The sequence below is a fragment of the Stenotrophomonas sp. SY1 genome (assembly GCF_021202945.1).
Classification (GTDB): Bacteria; Pseudomonadota; Gammaproteobacteria; order Xanthomonadales; family Xanthomonadaceae; genus Stenotrophomonas.
Genome location: NZ_JAJOYR010000001.1, coordinates 619,272 through 639,638 on the forward strand (window position 1 = coordinate 619,272; position 20,367 = coordinate 639,638).

13 protein-coding genes are annotated in these 20,367 nt (G+C 64.5%); 11 read left to right on the top strand and 2 right to left on the bottom strand.

Annotation, left to right across the window (positions count from 1 at the left end; translation table 11 throughout):
* Positions 1-117: 117 nt before the first annotated feature.
* The 3 genes from LR961_RS02485 to LR961_RS02495 all read left to right on the top strand — a co-directional run bounded on the left by LR961_RS02485 (position 118) and on the right by LR961_RS02495 (position 2,401).
* Positions 118-969, top strand: coding sequence for an NYN domain-containing protein (locus LR961_RS02485; protein ID WP_232146844.1), 852 nt, complete (start codon positions 118-120; stop codon positions 967-969).
* Between the two features lie 229 nt (positions 970-1,198).
* On the top strand, positions 1,199-1,819 hold the full coding sequence (locus LR961_RS02490) for a glutathione S-transferase (protein ID WP_232146845.1): 621 nt from the start codon (positions 1,199-1,201) through the stop codon (positions 1,817-1,819).
* A 120-nt stretch (positions 1,820-1,939) separates the two neighbouring features.
* Entirely contained in the window at positions 1,940-2,401 is a 462-nt protein-coding gene (locus LR961_RS02495; RefSeq protein ID WP_232146846.1) for a hypothetical protein, read from the top strand.
* Positions 2,402-2,404: 3 nt separating this feature from the next.
* Here LR961_RS02495 and LR961_RS02500 read toward each other — a convergent pair whose 3' ends face one another.
* Positions 2,405-5,179, bottom strand: coding sequence for a TonB-dependent receptor (locus LR961_RS02500; protein ID WP_232146847.1), 2,775 nt, complete (start codon positions 5,177-5,179; stop codon positions 2,405-2,407).
* A 748-nt stretch (positions 5,180-5,927) separates the two neighbouring features.
* Here LR961_RS02500 and LR961_RS02505 point away from each other — a divergent pair.
* The 8 genes from LR961_RS02505 (at position 5,928) to LR961_RS02540 (ending at position 17,709) form a co-directional block, all read left to right on the top strand.
* On the top strand, positions 5,928-8,390 hold the full coding sequence (locus LR961_RS02505; RefSeq protein WP_232146848.1) for a GH92 family glycosyl hydrolase: 2,463 nt from the start codon (positions 5,928-5,930) through the stop codon (positions 8,388-8,390).
* 98 nt (positions 8,391-8,488) lie between these two features.
* Complete coding sequence (locus LR961_RS02510) at positions 8,489-9,550, top strand: LacI family DNA-binding transcriptional regulator (protein WP_232146849.1); 1,062 nt, start codon at positions 8,489-8,491, stop codon at positions 9,548-9,550.
* Between the two features lie 39 nt (positions 9,551-9,589).
* Positions 9,590-10,897, top strand: a complete 1,308-nt coding sequence (gene fucP / locus LR961_RS02515) for an L-fucose:H+ symporter permease (protein ID WP_232146850.1) — start codon at positions 9,590-9,592, stop codon at positions 10,895-10,897.
* 7 nt (positions 10,898-10,904) lie between these two features.
* Positions 10,905-11,102: a hypothetical protein gene (locus LR961_RS02520; RefSeq protein ID WP_232146851.1), complete on the top strand. Its 198-nt coding sequence runs from the start codon at positions 10,905-10,907 to the stop codon at positions 11,100-11,102.
* A 6-nt stretch (positions 11,103-11,108) separates the two neighbouring features.
* Positions 11,109-12,101, top strand: a complete 993-nt coding sequence (locus LR961_RS02525) for a carbohydrate kinase (RefSeq protein WP_232146852.1) — start codon at positions 11,109-11,111, stop codon at positions 12,099-12,101.
* Positions 12,098-13,336, top strand: coding sequence for an AGE family epimerase/isomerase (locus tag LR961_RS02530; protein ID WP_232146853.1), 1,239 nt, complete (start codon positions 12,098-12,100; stop codon positions 13,334-13,336). The genes LR961_RS02525 and LR961_RS02530 overlap by 4 nt, the downstream gene beginning before the upstream one ends.
* Before the next feature lie 324 nt (positions 13,337-13,660).
* The gene (locus tag LR961_RS02535; protein WP_232149165.1) at positions 13,661-16,273 is read left to right on the top strand and encodes a glycoside hydrolase family 2 protein; all 2,613 of its coding nucleotides are present in this window, start codon (positions 13,661-13,663) and stop codon (positions 16,271-16,273) included.
* Entirely contained in the window at positions 16,270-17,709 is a 1,440-nt protein-coding gene (locus LR961_RS02540) for a glycoside hydrolase family 47 protein (protein WP_232146854.1), read from the top strand. Before LR961_RS02535 ends, LR961_RS02540 begins: the two co-directional genes overlap by 4 nt.
* A 293-nt stretch (positions 17,710-18,002) precedes the next feature.
* On the opposite strand, the gene LR961_RS02545 is transcribed toward LR961_RS02540, so the two are convergent.
* Positions 18,003-20,198, bottom strand: a complete 2,196-nt coding sequence (locus LR961_RS02545) for a primosomal protein N' (protein WP_232146855.1) — start codon at positions 20,196-20,198, stop codon at positions 18,003-18,005.
* Positions 20,199-20,367 lie beyond the last annotated feature (169 nt).

A 20,367-nucleotide genomic window follows, 5' to 3' on the forward strand; every position in this document is an offset into this window, starting at 1 on the left:
TTGGGGACCGGTGAACCGGCCAATGGCAGGAACGGGCGCTGTCGATGATGGCATGTGACGTGGCTTGAACCCCAGATGGCAGATACTTGGCTCAGCCTTTCGTCATGGAGTACGCCCGTGTCCGAGCCAGAGAAGCGCATTGCCCTGTTGATCGATGCCGACAACGCACCGTCATCGAAGATCGATGAAATCCTGGTCGAAGTAGCGGGGTACGGCGTGGCCAACGTGCGCCGTGCCTACGGCGACTGGAAGAACCCACGCTTGAAGGGCTGGGAAAACACGCTGCACGAATTCGCGATCCGGCCGATCCAGCAGTTTGCCTATTCCAAGGGGAAAAACGCCTCGGACATGGCGATGGTGGTCGATGCGATGGACCTGTTGTATGCACGGAATCTGGACGGTTTTGCCATCGTCTCCAGCGATGCGGATTTCACCCCGCTGGTGATGCGGCTGCTGACCGATGGCCTGAAGGTGTACGGGTTTGGCGAGCAGAAGACGCCGCTGGCCTTCGTCAATGCCTGCTCGAAGTTCATTTACCTGGAGGCGTTGGGAAATGATCGAACCGATGCGCCTGAAGCCAATCCCGAGCCGGCGGCGGTGGTGCCCACGCATGCCCAACCGGCCACCACCGAAGTGACCGGGATGGCTGCGCCGCCCGCTGCCGCGCCGATCACGCCACGTTCCAGCAGCGAACTGCGAGGTGATGCGCGCCTGATCAATCTGCTGCGCGGTGCGGTGGAAGCGGTGGCCGATGAACAGGGCTGGGCGATGCTCAGCGCAGTGGGTAACCAGATTGCCAACCGGGCGTCGTTTGATTCGCGCAACTATGGTTATCGCAAGTTGAGCGACCTGATGAAGGCTACTGGCCTGTTCGAAGTGAAGAAGATCGGGAAGTTGTCGACAGTGCGTGCGATGCCAGGCAAGGGCGGCGCGAAGAAGACTGCGAAGAAGGCTGCGGCGAAGGCGTGACGGATGCAGTGGGTGTTACGTGCAAGGTCGTTGCTCCCGCGCAGGCGGGTTTTCAATCGTCGGGTGTCGGATCATCGCGCTGGCCTTTGCCTTTTATGTATCCAGAGCTGAAGCAGATGCATGAGCAGGAGCGATCCCCGCCGGCGCGGGGATGGCGTTCTGAAAGATGGCCAAGCAACTGTCTGCATCAATGCAGGATCAGCGGCGACGTTTCAAACGGAGAAGATGGATGTTGAAGATCTGGGGCCGGCGCAATTCCAGCAATGTGCGCAAGGTGCTGTGGTGTGCCGAGGAAATTGGCTTGCCGTATGAATCGATCGAAGTAGGTGGCGCCTTTGGCGGTACGCAGGTGCCCGAGTATCTGGCGATGAATCCCAACGGTCTGGTGCCGGTGATCGAGGACAACGGTCTCCCGGTGTGGGAGTCCAATGCCATCGTGCGCTACCTGAGTGCGCGCTATGCGCTGGGCATCCTGTATCCGGAGGAGGTGGCCGCGCGTGCGCAATGCGAGAAGTGGATGGATTGGACCATCTCCAGTTTCGCGGTGGCGTTCCGCGATCTGTTCTGGGGCGTGGTGCGTACCGCGCCGGCCGATCGCGATGAGGTGCGCATCGCAGCTGCGTTGCAGCGTTGTGGGGAGTTGTTGAAGCTGGCCGACGCCGAGCTTGCACGGCAACCGTGGTTGTCCGGCGGGCAGTTCGCGATGGGTGATATTCCACTGGGTGCGTTTGCCTATGCGTGGTTCGAGATGCCGATCCAGCGCCCGGATCTGCCGCATCTGGAAGCCTGGTATGTGCGGTTGAAGGCGCGGCCGGCGTATCAGAAGGGTGTGATGACGGCGCTGACGTGAGTGGCGCGGCCTTGCGCTTTTCCTGAGGCCCCTCTCCCTTTTTTTGCGGGAGAGGGGGTGGGGTGAGGGCGGCTTTCAGCGTTGCTTTCCGAGAGGACGTAGTGCTGCTGGGGGCTTCGGTTGAAGAGCAACAGCAAGGGCACCCCCATCCGCCCTCCGGGCACCTTCCCCCGCGAGCGGGAGAAGGAAAATTCCAAATCCAAATCCAAATCCAAATCCAAATCCAAGTCCAAATCCAAGTCCAAATCCAAATCCAAATCCAAATCCAAGTCCAAGTCCAAAGCCAAGTCCAAAGCCAAGTCCAAAGCCAAGTCCAAAGCCAAGTCCAAAGCCAAAGCCAAGTCCAAAGCCAAGTCCAAAGCCAAAGCCAAGTCCAAAGCCAAAGCCAAGTCCAAAGCCAAAGCCAAGTCCAAAGCCAAAGCCAAAGCCAAAGCCAAAGCCAAAGCCAAAGCCAAAGCCAAAGCGGTTTGCTGGCGTTGGCTGCTCTTCCTGCTTTCCCTTCCTGCAAAAGAAACGGCAGCCGCCTGGTACCAGCGCGACTGCCGTGGAGGAGCGCCCCGCGCGCTCAGCGCGGGGTGGTGAGGCTTAGAACTTCCAGGTCAGGCCCATGTACAACTGGCGACCTGCGTAGCTGTTGGACAGCAGGCGGGCCTTGGTGTCGTTGCCCAGGTGGATGCGCTGTTCGGACTTGGTGGCGTTCAGCACCGAAGCGCTCAGCGTCAGGTCCTCGCGGATGTTGAAGGCCGCGTTGAGATCCAGCTGGTCGTAGGGTTCGCTGTAGGCGTTGAAGCCGTTGTTGAGGTCACCCACCACTTCGCCGCGACGGTTGTACGAGGCGCGCGCCAGGAAACGGGCGTTCTCGTAGAACACGGTGACGTTGGCCTGGTTCTTGGCGCTGCCAACCAGCGGTGATTCACCGATGGTCTCGCCGTCGATCTCGACCGAGGCCATGTTGGTGTCGTTGTAGGTGTAGTTGGCCTGGACGCCCAGACCGAAGTCGAAGGTGTACTGGCCGTACACTTCGACACCCTGTGACACCGCGTCACGGCCGTTGGCATCGGTCTGGTAGTTCTGCACCGTCACCGTCTGTCCGCCGACGTTCATCGTCACGTCGCGTTCCACGCCGATGGTGAAGTTCTTCACGTCCTTGCGGAACAGGCCGACACCGGCAACCGCGCCCGGCTTGAAGTACCACTCCAGGCTCAGGTCGTACTGGATGGCTTCAAACGGATCCAGGTCCTTGTTGCTGCCTGAGCCGTACCAGCCCGGGTTGGTGGTGCCGCCGGTGACCAGGCGGTCGTTGCTGTATTCCTCGCTGTAATAGCTCAGGCCACCCGGGTAGGCGATGGAGGTGTAGCTCGGGCGTGCGATGACCTTGGAAGCGGCACCGCGCAGCACCAGGTCGTCGGTGATGTCCCAAGCGATGTTGAAGCTGGGCAGGATGTCCGTGTAGGTCTTGTCCAGCGAGGCCATTTCGTAGGACTTCTCGCGTGCAAGCCGGTCGGGCAGGCGGACCAGATCGTTTTCGCAGTTGTAGTCCTGGCCCGAGTTCAACAGTGCTGCGGCGGCCGGATCGTTGCAGGCCATCGGCGTGCCGGCGCTGTTGTCAGCCCAGTAGTCTATGAAGCGTTCCACCGAATCGCTGGACTCGGCGTGCTGCTTGGTGCGGGCCACGCGGATGCCGATGTTGCCGCGCACGCGCTCGGTGCGGAAGTTGGCCTGGAAGTAGCCGCTGTAGACCTTCTCGCCCACGTTGTAGACGAAGTCGTCCTCGCGACGGCTCTGCGCTGCACCGTAGGTCTTGTTGAGATAGTCGATGTACGCCGGGTAGTTGATGCCCGGGAATACATTGGCGTTGAAGCCGCCGGCGAGGTTGCCGCTCTGCCAGACGCCATCCACCTTGCGACGTGGCTTGGCAGACATGCGGAAGCTCATCGACGGGCCGCCCTCGGACCAGGTGCGTCCACCGGCGAAGCTGGCCTTCCACAGCGGGCTGATGTCCCAGTCGATGGTCAGGTCGGCGGTCTGCGACAGTGCCTTCTCGCGGCTGTAGGTGCCGGTCAGCTGCGGGGTGGGGATGGTGCAGTCATCCGGGCCCCAGCCACCGCCCGGCAGACCGGCGGCCTTGGCCTCGTCCTCGCTGCAGATGTAGGTTTTGCCCGCCAGCTTTTCGTACTCGGCGCCGGTGACGATGGTGCCGCTGGGGTCCATGGTGAAGCCGTTGAGCAGGCGTCCGCCTTCCCAGTTGCCGTCGCCCGCCACGCGCGCCAGGTTCCATTCCGGAACCTTCAGCATGTTCTGCGTGTAGTTGCCTTCCAGCTCGAAGCGGAAGTAGTTGGCGGTCATGGTGACGTTGTCGACCGGCTTGAACTGGAAGGTCAACTGGCCGCCGCTGCGCTCGCGCTCCTCGTCCTTCACCGCGAAGTTCACCGAGGTGGGCATGAAGAAGCCGGAGTAATGGCCGCCGTTCTGATCGTAGATGCCGGAGCGGCCCCAGAACTGGGAAGCGTCCTTCAGCGGCCTGCCGTGGACATCGACCGGCGGATTGCGGGTGGTGCCGGCTTCGTTCCAGACGTAGTCATGGCTGATGTTGCCATTGGCATCCAGGCGATCGCTGTACCACTGCCAGTCCTCGGTGCTGACTTCCATGGTGCGGCTGCGGCGGTTCTGCTGGGTGGCACCGATCAGCAGGCCGAAGCGTTCGTCCTCGCTGTGCCAGGAGTACATCGCCGATGCCTGCGGGTCGATGCCGCTGCTGGTGTCCGATGACGTGCCTTCGATGCTGGCGAAGCCGGAATTGGCCTCCAGATCCAGCGGGCGACGCGTGCGCAGGATGACGGTGCCGCCGATGCCGCCTTCTTCGATGCGGGCTTCCGGCGTCTTGTACAGCTCGGCGGCCGACAACATGTTGGACGGCAGCAGGGTGTAGTTGAATGAGCGCGAGGCTTCGTTGTTGGTTTCCGAGCTGGCGACGTAATTGCCGTTCAATTGGGTCAGGGTGAGGTCGGGTGCAAGGCCGCGCACGCTGACGTTCTTACCTTCGCCACCGCTGCGGGTAATGATCACGCCCGGCACGCGCTGCAGCGCATCGGCCACGTTCTTGTCGGGGAACTTGCCGACGTCTTCGGCGGTGATCACTTCCACCACGGCGTTGGCGTCGCGCTTCTGCTCAAGGCTCTTTTCGATGGCGTAGCGGTAGCCGGTGACGTTGACGCTGTCCAGCGTGGTGGCGCTGGGGTTCTGGTTGCTGTCGGCCTGCTGTGCGAAGGCCACGCCGGGCGTCGCCGCAACGGCGAACAGCGCGGTGGCGATGGCGGCGGACAAGGTGTCACGGCCATGCTTGCGGGTGATCTGTTTCATTCCACTCTCTCCCTCTCCTGGATTGAATATGTGGCTGATACCGAAACTTGAATCGATCTAATTTTTGTTGCCGATTTTCCCTGAAGGCCGGTGTTTCGCCTACGCCGTCGTGGGGCGTTTGCCAAACCCGTTTGCAATCTTGCTGCCGAGCAATCGCGATCCTGCAATTTGGATCGATCTAAACGGCTGGCGTGGATTTTTTAGCACGACGGAGGCCGCCGACGCATGCTGCTACGCAATATGACGGCGGGCGTTGCGGGAGGGCGCAGCGATCGGAGGAAGCTGCTGAAACCGATTCCTCGCCCCGGAAAGCCCGTAAGTGCGTGGGCCTGGAGCGGCTGACAGGTTGCTCCGCCGCCCGAAAAGCGGGGAGGACGTGGCGCCTCCAGTGACGCTTATGGTGCGGCGCAGGATGCAATCGCGAAAAATCTCGTGTTTTACTTAAATCGATCTAAATACACCGGGGTGTGCATTTGGATCGTCGCAGGGGGCTTGGCGCAGTGCTGCAGCTCTCTGTTCTCGTCCCGCCTGCCAGGAGCCCGAGCCGTGCACCGAACCGCCCGCCACCGTTGTGTCCGCCGAGATCGGGTCACGGTGTGTGCCGCCTGTCCGGCGCCCTGGCATCCGACGTTTTCCTGATCCCCGGCAACTCTCCCCCATCCCGCAAGGGGTGGGCCGGGCATCACCGGCCCGGCTTCGGCCGGGCCACCCTTATCGCCGTACCGACATCGACCCACAGGATCCAGCAATGAGCCGAATGCCGTCCGCCATCGTCCATCATCCCGCGCGCCGCCCGCTGGCTGGCCTGGCCTGTCTGCTGGCGCTGTCGTTTGCGCCGCTGCTGCAGGCCGCGCCCGCCGGGCTGGAGCGTGAAGTCAACACCTTCATCGGCAGCAAGGATGACGGCAACACGTTCCCGGGCGCGTCGGCACCGTTCGGGCTGATCCAGGTCAGCCCCATCGGCAGCCACTACGCTGGTTGGCGCTACGACGACGAGAAGATCCGCGGCTTCGGCCACTCGTTCATCTCCGGCGCCGGTTGCTGGGAGCAGGGCGGGCAGGTCTCGGTACTGCCGGTCACTGGCAGCATCGGTCCGGGTGGTGATTTCGACACCGGCAATGCCAAGCATTTCGATCACAAGAACTACGCTTCGGCCTACAGCCATGACGGTGAAGTGGGCCAGGCCGGCTACTACAAGGTGCGCCTGACCAGTTACGGTGGCATCGACGTGGAAACCACCGCACGCACGCGTGCCGCCAGCGAGCGTTACACGTTCAGCGCGGGCAGTGGCCAAGGCCATGTGCTGGTCAATGTGGCCCAGGCCAACGAGCGTCATTCGGTGATCGGCAGCGTGGTCGATGTGGTTGGCGACCGTGCGGTGGAAGGCAAGCTGGTGACCAAGAGCTTCTGCGGCGGGCATCAGTACACGACCTGGTTCCGCATTGAATTCGATCGTCCGTTCAAGGCCTTTGGCACCTGGGGCGAAACCGGTGGCCTGCCCAATGCGCGGCACAGCATGGAAGGCGAACTCAAGCCCAACGGTGCGTGGTTGAGCTTTGACCTTGCCGATGGCCGTGCGGTTACCGCCACCAGCGCGATCTCGCATGTTGACGCCGAAGGCGCACGCAACAACCTGCGCGCCGATGGCATGCAGGGCGGGGCACTGCTGGGCTTTGATCGCATGCGCGCGCTGGCACAGCAGGCCTGGCGCGAGGAACTGGACGCGGTGCGCGTGCAGGGCGCGAGCAAGGACGATCGCACCGTGCTGTACACCGCGCTGTACCACACGCTGCTGCAACCGATGACCGGCAGCGACGCCGATGGTCGCTATCGTGGTTATGACGATGCGATCCATCGTGCCGAGGGTTGGACCTACTACGAGTACTTCTCGCTGTGGGACACCTACCGCACCCAGAACCAATGGCTGGCGATGACCCGCCCGGACGTGGCGCGTGATATCGGACGCAGTCTGCTGGCCATCGATCAGCAGGGCGGCTGGTTGCCGCGCTGGGGCTATGCGAATTTCGAAACCAACGTGATGACCGGCGACCCGGTAACGCCGTTCCTGGTGGACCTGTGGCGCTTTGGCGCATTGCAGGGGCGCGAGGCCGATGCGTGGAATGCGCTGCGCCGCAACGCATTCTCGATGCCGCCGATGAACTCACGCCATGCCGGCCGTTCGGGCAACGTCTCGTATCTGGCCAACGGCTATGTCGCCTACGACCGTGCGTTCCCGTCCAAGGGCATGGATGTCGATCCGCATCATGGCGGCTCAGCAACGCTGGAATACGCACTGGCCGATTGTGCTTTGGCGCAGATGGCCAATGGCCTGGGCCACGCCGATGATGCAGCCACGCTGCGTGCGCGCGGCGGCAACTGGCACAAGGTGTGGGATGCGGATGTGCGCGATAGCGAAACCGGCTTCAGTGGTTTTCCGCGCCCGCGTGCCGAAGGCGGCCAGTGGTACACGCCGGCCGATGGTCACTACAGCCCGCGCTCGCAGCATGGTTTCCACGAAGGCACCGCGTGGCAGTACCAGTGGCTGGCACAGCAGGACATGCCGGGCCTGGTCGCGGCGATGCACGGCCGCGAACAGGCCGGCCGCAGGCTGGATGCGTTCTTCGCCTATGACGCACTGGTCAAGTCGCCGCTCACCGCCGCGCGCAAGGAATGGGTGGTGGGCCCGTACAGCTACTACAACCAGTACCGCTACAACCCGAACAACGAACCGGACCTGCATGCACCGTGGATGTACACGCTGATCGGCCAGCCGTGGAAAACCGGCACCGTGGTGCGTGCCGCGCAGCAGCTGTTCACCAATGCGCCCAATGGCGTCACCGGCAATGACGATCTCGGCACGATGTCGGCGTGGTACCTGTTCAGTGCGCTGGGGCTGTACCCGGCGGTTCCGGGTACGGGACAGTTCCTGCTGCATTTACCCCGGTATTCCAGCGCTGAAATCAAACTTGGCGAGGGAAAAAAACTGCTGCTGAGGGCACAGCGTGCCGATGCGCAACGCTTGCAGTACATTCACGGCGTCCGGTTCGACGGCAAGCCGCACACAGCGGTTTGGCTGGACTGGGAGCATCTGCGCAACGGTGGAACGTTGGATTTCCAGCTGGGCGAGGATGTACCGGAGCAAGGGTGGGGCACCACGACGGCCGATCTTCCGGTTTCGTACTGCGCCACGCCGGGCAGCGCATTGCAGTGAGCGGCAAAGGGGCCAGGAGTGATGGTTCCGCAACGGGCGCGCCAGCGCGTCACGGTGATCCATTAGGCTTGGCCCATTCAGACAGATCAGCGGAAACGATGAACGAGAAAACCCCAGGCGCCGGCAAGGGCGTCCGCAAGGCAGGCAACCGTGCAGTCACCGTCACCGATATCGCGCAGGCGGTGGGGATGTCGCGGGCGACGGTGTCGCTGGTGCTGCGCGGCAGCCCGCTGGTCAATGTCGACACGCGCGCCAAGGTGGAAGCCGAATTGCGTCGCCAGCGCTACGTCTACAACCGCACTGCGGCCAACCTGCGGCGGCGCACCTCGTCATCGATCGCGCTGGTGATCAACGACCTGTCCAACCCCTTCTTCGCCGAGTTCGCGTCCGGCGTGGATGAGGCGCTGGGCAGCAAGGGCTATGTCACCTTGCTGGGCAGCACCGGTGAATCACCGGAGCGGCAGCAGGCGGTGCTGTCCACGTTGATGGAGCACACGCCGACCGGTTTCATCCTGTCGCCAGCCGAAGGCAGCGATACGCAGGCACTGCGCCAGGTGTTGGGCGCGCATGCCAACGTGCTGTTGTTCAACCGCGAACTGCCCGGCGCCGAGTGGGACTTTCTGACCCTGGACAACCAGCACGGCGCCTATATGGCCACGCGTCATCTGATCGAAGGTGGACATCGCGACATCGCCTTCTTCGGTGGCCATGCCGCTTCCAGCTCGTGCCACCAGCGCCGTGCCGGTTACCAGCAGGCACTGTCCGAAGCAGGTCTGGAGGTGCGCCCGGAATGGCTGATCGAATCGGCACCGAACCGGCTGGAAGCCGCTGCACGTACCGGCGAACTGTTTGTCGGCGACGCGCGCCCCAGCGCTGCGGTCTGCTACAACGACACCGTCGCGCTCGGCCTGATGCTGGGCCTGACCTCGCGCGGCATTCGTCCGGGCACTGATTTTGCGGTCACCGGCTTCGATGACATTTCCGAAGCCGCGGTTGCCGTTCCTCCCCTTACCACGCTGACTGCGGACCCGCGCGAGCGTGGCCGGCAGGCGGCGGCATTGCTGCTGCAACGGTTGGATACCCCCGATGCGGCGCCGATGCGCGTGGTTGCGCCGGTGCAACTGCGTGTGCGTGAAAGCAGTACGGCACGGCCGGGCTGAGCCGGCTCTCCGCAACCCCCATCCTCAAGGCGTTCCCTCATGTCGATATCGTCTACACCCGCGCCATCGTCCGCATCGTCCACCCCGGTCGTCACCACCAAGTTGGCGTTGACGGTGGTCACCAGCATCTTCTTCATGTGGGGGTTCCTGACCTGCCTCAATGACATCCTGATTCCGCACCTCAAAGCGGTGTTCGAGCTGAGCTACGCGCAGGCGATGCTGGTGCAGTTCACCTTCTTCGGCGCGTACTTCCTGATGTCATTGCCGGCCGGGCGTCTGGTGGCGCGGCTGGGCTACAAGCGCGGCATCGTCGCCGGGCTGGTGATCGCCGGCATTGGTGCGCTCGGTTTCTGGCCGGCAGCCGAACTGCGCGTGTATGGCGCCTTCCTGGCTGCCCTGTTCGTGCTGGCCAGCGGCATCACCGTGCTGCAGGTGGCGGCCAATCCGTACGTGGCCCTGCTTGGCCCGGAGCGTACCGCCTCCAGTCGCTTGACCCTGGCGCAGGCGCTGAACTCGGCGGGCACCGCGATCGCCCCGCTGCTGGGCGGCATGATGATCCTGAGCAATACGGTGCTCAGCAGCGACCAGCTTGCCGCGTTGCCGGCGGCCGAGCAGCTGGCCTACCGCGCACAGGAAGCGCAGGCCGTGCAGGGTCCGTACATCGGCCTGGCAATCGCCCTGTTCCTGCTGGCGGTGTTCGTGTTCCTGTTCCGTCTGCCGGCGCTGGCCGAAACCAGCGAGCAGGCCGACAACGAAAAGCACGGCTACCTCGATGCGCTGCGCCATCGCCACCTGCTGTTCGGCGTGTTGGCGATCTTCTTCTACGTCGGCGGTGAAGTGGCCGTCGGCAGCGTGCTGGTGAACTACCTGTCGATGCCGAACATCGGTGGCTTCAGCGAGCAGGAGGCCACGCGCTATGTGTCGCTGTACTGGACCATGGCGATGGTTGGCCGTTTCATCGGCTCGGCGTTGCTGGCCGGGTTCTCGCCGCGGCGCCTGCTGGCCCTGTTCGCGACCATCAACGTGCTGTTGCTGGTGGTGACGATGAGCAGCGAAGGCCAGGTGGCGTTGTACTCGGTGGTAGCCATCGGCCTGTTCAACTCGATCATGTTCCCGACCATCTTCGCGTTGAGCATCGAGCGCCTTGGGCCGCTGACCAACAAGGGTTCCAGCCTGTTGATCATGGCCATCGTCGGCGGCGCGATCGTGCCGTACCTGCAAGGCGTGCTGGCTGACAACATCGGCCTGCATCATTCCTTCGTGCTGCCGCTGCTGTGCTACGCCTACATCATCTTCTTCGGCCTGGCCGGTGCGCGTGATGCCACCGCCGTGGGCAAGGCAGGCTGAGCCAGCAATGACCTGCCGCACCACGCCGCTGTCGATCGCCGCCCAGCTCTCCCCGTTCGGGGGAGAGCAACTCCCATGCCGGGAGCGGGTGGCCACGGCCGGCATGCAGGATTTCTTCATGACGATGCCGCTGCGTTGCGGCGGCATCACTTCCCACGGCAGGGCGGGCAAGCAGCCCACCGCCGTCATCGCCCAAGGAGACTGAGGCCAGATGGGCAAGATTGTTTGTTTCGGCGAAATTTTGATCGATCTACTAGCGCAGCCGCCGGCCACGCCGGAGACCCCGCGCGCGTTCCTGCAATACGCGGGCGGGGCACCGGCCAACGTCGCCGTGGCTGCCGCGCGCCTGGGCGCCAGCAGCCATTTCGCCGGCATGCTGGGCCGTGACATGTTCGGGGACTTCCTGCTGGAAAGCCTGCGACAGGCCGGCGTGGCAACCGATTGCATCGTGCGTACCGACGCGGCCAAAACCGCACTGGCGTTCGTCGCGCTGGATGCGGCGGGCGAGCGCAGCTTCAGCTTCTACCGGCCACCGGCCGCAGACCTGCTGTTCCGCAGCGCGCATTTCCAGCCGGCGTGCTTCGACCAGACCGCCTGCTTCCATGTCTGTTCCAACAGCCTGACCGAGCCTGCCATCGCCGAGGCCACATTCGACGGCATGGAACGTGCCAGCACCGCCGGTGCGGTGGTCAGTCTGGATCTCAACCTGCGCCCGGCATTGTGGCCGGCCGATGTCGATCCGACGCCGTGGCTGTGGCAGGCATTGGAGCGGGCCGATCTGGTCAAGCTTTCGCGTGAGGAGCTGGACTACCTGGCGCAGCCGCTCGGTGAAGACGGCGAAGTGCAGGTACTGACACGCCTGCTGCAGGCACGCGCACGATGGGTGATCGTCACCGATGGCGCTGGCGCACTGCGCTGGTATACGCGCCAGGCCAGCGGCGAAGTCCCCAGCTTCCGGGTGACCACCGTGGATACCACCGCCGCAGGCGATGCCTTCGTCGGCGGGGTGCTGGTTGGACTGGCGGAACGCGGTGGTGCCGGCACCGGCTTTGCCGCGTTCTGCGAGGACCAGCAGGCCATCAACGCGACGTTGCGCTTTGCCGCGGCTGTCGGCGCGTTGGCGGTGACGCGCAAGGGCGCATTCGCTGCCATGCCCACTCTGGAAGAAGTGCAACAACTGCTGCTACAGGATGCCATCGCATGAACACCAGCACCCCCGATTTCCGTTCCCCCGCCTTCCTGCGCGTGCATATCGCCGACACGATGGCCTTCTACCATCCGCATTGCATTGATCCCAAGGGTGGCTTCTTCCATTACTACCGCGACGACGGCAGCATCTACGACGCCAGCCATCGCCACCTGGTCAGCAGCACCCGCTTTGTCTTCAACTACGCCATGGCCTACCGCGAGTACGGCAATGCCGAGTACCTGGATGCGGTGAAACACGGTGTGGACTACCTGCGCAACGTGCACCGCAACCCGGCCACCGGCGGTTATGCATGGACGCTGCGCGATGGTCAGGTCGAGGACGACATGAACCATTGCTACGGCGTGGCCTTCGTGTTGCTGGCCTACAGCTGCGCGTTGAAGGCCGGCATCGAGCAGGGCCGGGAATGGATGGATGAAACCTGGCAGCTGCTCGAACGCCATTTCTGGGAGCCGCAGCACGGCCTGTACCGCGACGAAGCCGACGCGCAGTGGAACTTCACCGGCTATCGCGGCCAGAACGCCAACATGCATATGTGCGAGGCGATGCTGGCAGCGTTTGAAGCCAGTGGTGAGCAGCGCTATCTGGAGCGCGCACTGCAACTGGCCGACAACATGACCCGTCGGCAGGCGGCAAAAGCCGGCGGGCTGGTCTGGGAGCACTACGACACCGCCTGGAACATCGACTGGAACTACAACCTCGACAACCCCAAGCACCTGTTCCGCCCATGGGGCTTCCAGCCGGGCCACCAGACCGAGTGGGCCAAGCTGTTGATGATCCTGGACCGCCACGTGCAGGCAGATTGGCTGGTGCCGACAGCACGCCACCTGTTCGACACCGCATATGCCAATGCCTGGGACGACGCGCGCGGCGGCCTGTACTACGGCTTCGCTCCGGAAGCGCGCCGGCAGCCGGGGATGGACGGTGCAGCAATCGGCACCGACAGCTTTGTCTGCGATGACGACAAGTATTTCTGGGTGCAGGCCGAATCACTGGCCGCTGCCGCGTTGCTGGCCAAGCGCACCGGTGATGAGAAGTACTGGCAGTGCTATGACCAGCTGTGGGCGTACTCATGGGCGCACATGGTCGATCACAAGTATGGCGCGTGGTTCCGCATCCTGGATGCGGACAACCGCAAGTACAGCGACGAGAAGAGCCCGGCCGGCAAGACCGATTACCACACGATGGGTGCGTGTCACGAAGTGTTGAACGTGGTGCGCGGGAAGCACTGAACGGAAGCGTGCGTCGAAGCGTTGGTTCGTCATCCCGCCCACGCGGGCGTTGAACCAGCGGATGTCAGGCCATCGTTTCCGGTCGTTGTTTCAGCACTCGTTGATGGAAAGAACGAACGCATTACCGCAGCAGTGTCGGTTGAACGCCCCGCCCACGCGGGAACGATGCATTGAAAGGCGTCATCCCCGCCAACGCGGGGATCGCTCCAGGGAGGAGGTCAGATGCGATACGTGGGTCATAAATTTGGATCGATCCATATCCGGCTCGCCCGACTCTGGCGCGTGGCATGTCTATGCGTGCTGCTCAGCCTGGCCAACACCGCAATGGCGGCGCCGCTGCAGGCGCAATGGAGCTTCCGCCTGCTGCCCGGTGATGCGCAGCTGCAGGCGCATCCCGGCTTGGACGCATGGCGACCGGCGCAGGTGCCCGGCAGCGTGCATACCGACCTGCTCGCCGCCGGCGTGATCGGTGACCCTTACGTGGGTGCCGCCGAAGCCGGTCTGCAGTGGATCGGCCTGGGGGACTGGGAGTACCGCGCCCGTTTCGACGTGGACGCACGCACGCTCAGGCGCAGGCACGCCGAGCTGCGTTTCGACGGACTGGATACGTTCGCCGAGGTCAGCCTCAACGGTGCGCCGTTGCTGAGCGGTAACAACGCGCATCGCACCTGGCGTGCCCGCGTCGATGGCCGCTTGCGGGCTACTGACAATGAACTGCGCATTGTGTTCCGCTCGCCGATCCGTACGCTGCTGCCGCAGGTGCAGGCGATGCCGCACAGGATCGCCGGCAACTATCCCTCGCCCCATGGCGACGAACCGAAGGATGCGATGGTCGGCAACTTCGCGCGCAAACCGGCTTACCACTTTGGTTGGGACTGGGGCCCGCGCTACGTCACCGCCGGCGTGTGGCGCCAGGTGCAGCTGCAGGCCTGGGACGACAACCGCATCACCGATCTTGCCGTGCGCACCAACGCGCTGGACGCTGCGCATGCCGACCTGACGGTGCTGCTGCAGGTGGAGCAGGGGGAGCAGTCTGGCAAGGCCTCGATCGTGGTCGATGTGCTCGACCCGGACGGCAAGCGCGTCGCCCGCGTGCAACGTGATGCCGCGTTGCAACCCGGCAACAACGACGTGCAGCTGCCGCTCAGCCTGGACAACCCGCGTCGCTGGTGGCCGGTGGGTTACGGCGCGCAGGATCGCTACACCGTGCAGGCGCGCGTGGACGGTGGCCGCGACGCCGAACATCAGGCCAGCCTGCGCACTGGACTGCGCAGTGTGGAACTGCTTCGCGAAGACGACGACAAGGGCGGGCAGGGCTTTGCCTTCGTCATCAACGGGGTGCAGGTGTTTGCCAAGGGCGCGAACGTGATTCCGTTCGATGCGTTCCCGGCGCGGGTGACGCGCGAACGTCTGCGCCGTGACCTGCAGGCAGCACGCGATGCCAACATGAACATGCTGCGCAACTGGGGCGGCGGCTACTACGAGGACGACGCCTTCTTCGATATCGCCGACGAACTGGGCCTGCTGGTCTGGCAGGACTTCATGTTTGGTGGCGGCATGCAGCCCGGCTACGATCCGGCGTTCCGTACCAATGTGGTGGCCGAAGCGCGCGACAACGTGCGGCGCCTGCGCCATCACCCCAGCATCGTGCTTTGGTGTGGCAACAACGAGGAAGAAACCGCGTGGAAGGACTGGGGCCACGGCAAGGACCTGACCGCCGCCGATCCGGCGTTCGCAGCGAAGGTCTGGCAAGGCTATGTGGACCTGTTCGGCAAGGACCTGCGCACGGTGGTGGCCGAGGAAGGGCTCGGCGTGCCGTACTGGTCCAGCTCACCCAGCAATGACCTCGATGCCAAGGCCAATGATTCAACGCGCGGCGACAAGCACTACTGGCAGGTGTGGGGCAATCCGGCGTTGCCGGCGACCGCCTACCTGCGCGAGACGCCACGCTTCATGTCCGAATACGGGCTGCAGGCGTGGCCGCAGCAGTCCACGATTGATGCGTTCGCAACCCGGCAGGAGCAGCAGGTCGACGGCCCGGTGATCCAGGCCCATCAGAAGTTCATGGCCGGCAAGGGCAACGAACGCCTGCTGCACTACATCGAGATGGAATACGGAAAGCCGCGCTCGTTCGCCGACTTCGTCTACCTGAGCCAGGTGATGCAGGCCGAGGGCATCGAACTGGCCGCGCTGCACCACCGCGCCTCGCGGCCGTACACAATGGGTTCGCTGTACTGGCAGCTCAACGACGTCTGGCCGGGCGCATCGTGGTCGAGCGTGGATTACTACGGCAACTGGAAGGCATTGCATTTCCATGCGCGGCGCTTCTTTGCCGACGTGGCGGTTGCCGCATTGCGGGACGAAGGCACCACGCGTGTCAGCCTGCTCAACGATGGGCGCGCGCCGCTGCAGGCGCAGCTGCGTTACCGGGTGATGGATTTCGACGGTCGGGTGCTGCAGCAGCACCAGCAGCCGGTGACGCTGGCAGCGCAGGCCGCCACCGAGGTTGCGCGTCTGACTGACGCCGCATTGCTGGAGGGGGCCGATCCGCGCAGCAGCCTTGCCGTGTTCGAACTGCTGCAAGGCGAGAAGGTGATCGCAAGTCGCATCGTCTACTTCGCTGCGGCCAAGGAGCAGGCGCTGGCCGCGCCCCCGCTGCATGCCGAGCTGCGTGCCGACGGTGAGCACTACGTGCTGCGCCTGCGCAGTCCCGTGCTTGCGCGTGCGCTGTGGATCGACTTCGGTACCACCGATGCCCGCGTCGAAGACAACGCCTTCGACCTGCTGCCCGGGCAATCCCATGACGTGGTCGTGCGCAGCCGCGCCGACCTGTCCACCCTGCGTGCCGCACTGCGTCTTCAGACGCTGGGTGACGCGCTGCATTCCAACCCCGCTCCATCGCAAGACGACGTTTCCATCCTGAGGAACCAACGATGACCCGTGCCCTGCGTAATGCCCCCCTGGTAGTCGCCGTGATGCTGGCGCTGTCCGCCTGCAATGACCCGGCAGCACCTGCCGCCACCGATGCACCCGCCGCTGCACCCACCGCCGCCGCCCAGACGGTGCCTGCCGATGTGCCGGCCGTCGACGATGCCGAAGCCGCGCGCATGGCCGAGCAGGTCCGCGAGGCCACGCGCCACGCATGGCAGGGCTACATGCAGTACGCCAAGGGTCACGACGACCTCAAGCCGATCAGCGCCAAGCCGCGCGACTGGTACCCGCAGCCGCTGCTGATGTCGCCGGTCGACGCGTTGGACACGTTGCTGCTGCTGGGCATGGACAAGGAAGCCAACGAAGCGCGCGAGCTGATCGTCAGCCAGCTCTCGTTCGACCAGGACATCGACGTGCAGAACTTCGAGGTCACCATCCGCCTGCTGGGCGGGTTGCTCTCGGCCTACCAGATGACCAACGACGAGCGCCTGCTCAAGCTCGCCGATGATCTGGGCACGCGCTTGTCGCCGGTGTTCGACAGCCCCACCGGCCTGCCGTACACCCACGTCAACCTGCGTACCGGCAAGACCAGCGGCAAGATCAGCAACCCGGCCGAGACCGGCACGCTGTTGCTGGAGTTCGGCACCCTGGCCAAGCTCACCGGCAAGCAGGCGTACTACGACAAGGCCAAACGTGCGTTGGTGGAAACCCACAACCGCCGCTCCAAGATCGGCCTTGTCGGCTTGAACATCAACGTCGAGACCGGCGAGTGGACCAACAAGGACGCATCGATCGCCGGTGGCATCGATTCGTACTACGAGTACCTGCTCAAGTGCTGGAAGCTGTTCGGCGACGAGGACTGCAAGCGCATGTGGGACGAGAGCATCGGCCCGCTCAACCAGTACCTGGCCGATGAAGTCCGCGAAGGCGAGCTGTGGTACGGCCATGCCGACATGGACACCGGCAAGCGCACCGCCACCGTGTATGGCGCGCTGGATGCGTTCATGCCGGGGCTGCTGGCACTGGGCGGCGACCTGGACCGCGCCAAGCGTCTGCAGGAATCCAATCTGAAGATGTGGCGCCTGCACGGCATCGAGCCGGAGTCGCTGGACTACGCGGCGATGGAAGTGCGTTCACCCGGTTACGCGCTGCGTCCGGAGATCGTGGAGTCGGCCTACTACCTGCATCACTACACCGGCGACGCGCGCTACCGCGGCATGGGCAAGGAGTTCTTCGACGACTTCGTCAAGCACACCCGCACCGAGCACGGGTTCTCCGCCTTGAAGGACGTGCGTAGCAAGGAGAAGGACGACTCGATGGAGAGCTTCCTGTTTGCCGAGACGTTCAAGTACTACTACCTGCTGTTTGCCCCGGCCAAGACGTTGGACTTCAACGGCGTGGTGTTCAACACCGAAGCCCATCCGCTGCGCAAGACCTGGTAATCAAGAACAGCAAGCTAGCCCTCACCCCGACCCCTCTGCCGCATGCAGGCGGAGGGCTCAGGTTTGCATGGATTGGTGCTTATAGCCCCGCGCCGCTGTAGAAGCGGGGGCTCAGGTCAACACGGGCTGCCGCTCTTGAAGCCCCTCTCCCGCGTGCGGGAGAGGGGTTGGGGTGAGGGCATCGCTGGAGCCAATCACAACCGCTGGAAAAGCTCCCATCATCAGCCCCTTCCGAGCAGCCTCTTCCTCGTGCGGGAGAGCGGTTGCTGCTTGAGCATTGCTACTCAAACGGCTCAGTACAGATCCAACGGATCCACATCCAGCGACCAGCGCACGCGGCGCGCCTGCGGCAGTGCATACGCCTGCGCCATCAGTTGATCCAGCAGGCCGTGCAGCGGTCTGCGTTGCTCGGCCGAGAGCAGCAGCTGGGTGCGCTGGAAACCTGCGCGACGAGGCATCGGCGCCGGCATCGGGCCGTAGCGTTCGACGCTGCTTTCGTTGGGGATCAACTGCTTCACCGACGCCAGGAATGCATTGGCCTGTTCCACCTGCTTGGCCTCGGCGCGCATCAACGCCAGATGCGCGAATGGCGGGAAACCTGCGGCTTCGCGTTGCACCAGCTCGGCTTCGGCGAAGGCGTGGTAGCCGCCGTTGACCAGCGTGTGCAACAGCGCGTTGTCCGGGTGGTGGGTCTGCAACCAGACCTCACCCGGGCGCTCTGCGCGGCCAGCACGGCCGGCCACCTGGATCAGTTGCTGGGCCAGTCTTTCACTGGCGCGGAAGTCGGCCGAGAACAGGCCTTCATCGATGCCGACCACCACCACCAACGTCAGCTTGGGCAGGTCGTGGCCCTTGGCCAGGATCTGCGTGCCGACCAGGATGCCGGGCTGGTCGCCAAGCGTGGCCAGTGTCTGTTCCAGTGCATCGCGACGCGCGGTGGTGCCACGGTCGATGCGCAGCACCGGGTAATCGGGGAACAACTGCAGCAGCCTTTCTTCCAGACGTTCGGTACCGATGCCCTGCGGTTGCAGCGCGAGGCTGGCGCAATCCGGGCAGGCCAGCGGCACTGGTTGCCGCGCACCGCAGTGATGGCACTGCAGGCGCCGGCCCGCGCCATGCACGGTCATCGGCGTGCTGTGCAGCGGTGTGCTGCAGCGTTTGCACGGCGCGGTCCAGCCGCAGTCATGGCACAGCAGCACCGGTGCGTAGCCGCGGCGGTTCTTGAACACCAGCACCTGGTTGCCGGCTTTCAGGTGCTGGCCGATGCCGGTGAGCACCTCCGGCGACAGGCCATCCTGCAGTGGTCGCTTGCGCACGTCGTACACGCGCACCGCCGGTGGCTTGGCATCGCCTGCGCGCTGCTTCAGGCGCAGATGCGCGTAGCGGCCGCTGCGTGCGTTGTGCAGTGATTCCAGCGAGGGCGTGGCACTGCCCAGGATCACCGGCACGTCCAGCGCCTTGCCGCGCACCAGGGCGAAATCACGTGCGTGGTAACGGATGCCATCCTGCTGCTTGTAGCTGCCGTCATGCTCCTCGTCGATGACGATTAAGCCGGCCTGCGGCAGCGGCGTGAACACCGCCGAACGGGTACCGACGATCACCCGTGCTTCGCCGCGTGAGGCAGCGGCCCAGACGCGGGCACGCTCGTTGTCGTTCAAGCCCGAATGCAGCGCATGCACCACGATGCCCAGGCGGCTGCGGAAGCGCGTCAGCATCTGCGGGGTCAGGCCGATCTCGGGCACCAGCACCAGCGCCTGTTTGCCCTGTTCCAGGCAGCGGCTGATGGCTTGCAGGTACACCTCGGTCTTGCCGCTGCCGGTCACCCCGTCGAGCAGGAACGGCTGGAAGCCGCCGGCATCGGCAATGGCGTCGATTGCCGCCTGCTGTTGATCGTTGGGCTGCGGGCCGGGCTGGACGCGGGCCTGCGGCACCTGTGCCGGGACTTCCAGGCGCTGGGCGAAGTCGCGCTTGGCCAGCGCGCGCGCGGCACTGCGCCAGTCGTCCAGCTGCGCGTCGAGCAGGTCTTCATTGACCGGACCGGCGTCCAGCAGCTTGGCCAGCCGCTGCGGGCGGGTGTTGGCGCGCAGCTTGCCCATGCCGGCGCGGCCTTCGGTAGTCAGCTGCCAGGCCCAGCCGTGGGTATCGGGCAGGGGCTCGCCTCGGCGTAGGGGTGCCGGCAGCGCGGTTGCCACCACTTCTCCCAGCGGGGCGTGGGTGTAACGCGACAGCCAGTGCAGCGATGCGGCCAGCTCACCGCCCAGCAAGGGGGCCGGGTCCAGCCATTCAAGTGCGGCGCGCAACGGCGCCGGGTCCTCAACCTGGCCCAGCCCTTCCACCACCCCGACCAGTTCGCGCGGCCCGAACGGCACCCGCAGGCGCCGGCCCACATCGGCCGGCGAGGGCGCGGGGCTGCCGTCGGGGGGCAGATAGTCGAACAATTGCGGCAGCGGCACCGGCAGGGCGATGCGCAGAGTGGGGCAGGCGGGCATGGCGGAAGTGTAGCGTCAGCCAACGCTGGGCCCGCATCATCCACTTGCATCGGCTTGCTGTTAACAAGCGCATAAATGGCACGTAAATACGCGGGATGCTTGGAGATTTCGGCTTATCCACATTTGCTGTGGATAACTCTGTGGGTGAGTCAGGTGCTCCACGCGCTCA